The sequence below is a fragment of the Novosphingobium lindaniclasticum LE124 genome (assembly GCF_000445125.1).
In the GTDB taxonomy this organism is placed as follows: domain Bacteria; phylum Pseudomonadota; class Alphaproteobacteria; order Sphingomonadales; family Sphingomonadaceae; genus Novosphingobium; species Novosphingobium lindaniclasticum.
This window is the reverse complement of record NZ_ATHL01000119.1, coordinates 1-1,917: the sequence shown is the minus strand read 5'-3', so window position 1 is coordinate 1,917 and position 1,917 is coordinate 1. Positions and strand designations below refer to the sequence as shown.

Genomic DNA, 1,917 nt, shown 5'->3' with positions numbered 1-1,917 from the left:
CCCAAGTTGAACAGTGCTGGCAGAACATGCGGGGAACGTCAGGCGTTAAGTAGCTGATTTTGCTGGCAGTGGATTTAGCGGCAAAATGGGGTGTGATAACAACATTTTGCGTGTAACTGGCGGTTTGGTTTCTCTCCACACGTGCAGGTAGTAACAACCTTGCCATGTATGTCGTCGAACGAGTCGCTCGCGGGCACCGCTATCTTTACCTGGTCGAGAGTGTGCGCGAGGGCAAAACCGTCCGTCAGCGCACGATCAAGGCTCTGGGCCGCAAGGATGTGCTGGCCGCGAGTGGTGAACTCGACAGGCTGGCTGCCTCGATTGCCCGCCACGCCGAACGCAGCGTCATTCTGTCCGATATCGATGCAGGCCGGATCGCAGCTCGCAGGATTGGCGGCCCGTTGCTGTTCGGGCGCCTGTGGCAGCGGCTTGGTGTCGATGCGGTACTGGAAGAGGTGCTGGAAGGCCGCCAGTTCGGCTTTGCCGTTGAGCGCGCCGTATTCGTCGCCACACTGCACCGCCTGTTCGTCTCCGGCTCGGACCGAGCCTGCCTGGACTGGATGGAGAGCTACGCCATCGACGGCAGCGAGGATCTTGCCCTCCATCACTTCTATCGCGCCATGGCCTGGCTCGGCGAGGAGATCGAGGAGAAGGCAGAGGGGGGATTGGCACCTCGCTGTGTGAAAGACGTGATCGAGGAGAAGCTGTTCGATCGCCGCCGGGACCTGTTCACCGACCTCAGTCTTGTATTCATGGATACGACGTCGCTCTCGTTCTACGGCGCCGGCGGCGACACGCTGGGACGGCGCGGTCATTCCAAGGACCACCGGCCCGAGCTTGCTCAGCTGATCCTGGCCGTCGTGATCGATGCCCAGGGGCGTCCGATCTGTACCGAGATGGTCCCGGGCAACACGGCCGACGTGAAGGTACTCATGCCCATCGTCACGCGCCTGCGCACCCGCTTCGGCATCACCCGCTCGTGCGTTGTGGCCGATCGCGGCATGATCAGCGCCGATACGATCGCCGCCCTTGAAGAGCTGGGCATGGAATACATCCTGGGTGCGCGAGAGCGCACAAGCAGCGTCATCCGCGAGGTCGTGCTGAACGACACGGCCCCGATGGTGCCCCTGGTTCTCGAGCGGCAGGCAGGAGACACTCAGCTGTGGGTCAAGGAGGTGCGCGTTGGCAAAGGCGCAGATGCCCAGCGCTATGTCGTCACACTCAACGAAGCTGAGGCAAGGAAGGACAAAGCCGATCGGCAAGCGATCATCGATGGCCTCCAGACCCAGCTGAAGAAGGGTGACAAGGCCCTGGTTGGTAACTCAGCTTATCGCCGCTATCTCAAGGCCAGCGGCAAGACCTTCGAGATCGACATGGGCAAGCTTGCCGACGAGGCCCGCTACGATGGTATCAGCGTGCTGCGCACCAATGCCCGGATCACCCCGCTGCAGGCGGTCATCCGCTACCGTGACCTGCTTCAGGTCGAAGCCCTGTTCCGCGTCGCCAAGGCGAGCTTCGATACCCGGCCCATCTTCCATCAGTCCGATGCCGCTATCCGCGGCCATGTGTTTGTCTCGTTCCTCGCTCTGACGCTGGCCAAGGAACTCACCCGTCTTTGTCAGGAAAAGGGCTTCCAGCCCGAATGGCAGCCGCTCCTCAACGATCTCGATCGCCTTCAGGAAGCCACCATCGAAAAGGACGGCAAGGTCATTACCACCCGTACCCACGTCTCGGGCCAGGTAGGGAATGTCTTCAAGGCAACCGGCATCGCGCTGCCGGCCAATATCAGCGAGTTGCCACCGCAAACCTGAGCCTCTGCAGCTCAACCGACCCCAAAAATGTAGTGGTAACACTTGCGCCTGTGCACGCATGCCATTGAACAAAAACGTATTTTCAAAACGCACTGTTCAAGTTGGG

Annotated in this window: 1 protein-coding gene; it reads left to right on the top strand. The window is 60.8% G+C overall.

The features are described 5' to 3' along the window. The first annotated feature begins 164 nt into the window (after positions 1-164). Entirely contained in the window at positions 165-1,811 is a 1,647-nt protein-coding gene (locus L284_RS41680; protein WP_021235345.1) for an IS1634 family transposase, read from the top strand. Positions 1,812-1,917 lie beyond the last annotated feature (106 nt).